Raw genomic sequence first — 273 nt, forward strand, 5'->3', positions numbered from 1 at the left:
GAGGATGTTCGAGACGCTGAATCTGGCAGTGGGCCGTTCGGATTTGTGCTGACTACGCCGCATCAGATACAAGATGGTAAGGTCGGACTAGGCAATCGGAAGGGATGCCCCATTCCTTGTTCAGCTTGTGGATCATATCCACAGTGAGGGCGCGCTTCCGGTTCAAAACCTCGGAGGCCCGCGACTTGGAGCCGAAGAGTTCAGCGAGATCGGATTGCTTTCGCCCGCTAATCTCCATGTGGGCCTTGATCAGCTCGACGGGCTCCGGGGCTT

At 57.1% G+C, this 273-nt stretch carries 1 protein-coding gene; it reads right to left on the minus strand.

The genetic code is table 11. From position 1 onward, the window contains the following. Positions 1-52: 52 nt before the first annotated feature. Positions 53-273 (minus strand): helix-turn-helix domain-containing protein (locus ACPYOG_RS19525; RefSeq protein ID WP_481295782.1); only part of this gene is annotated, 221 nt, incomplete at its 5' end.

The sequence above is a fragment of the Leifsonia sp. HAY1-4F genome, assembly GCF_056755275.1.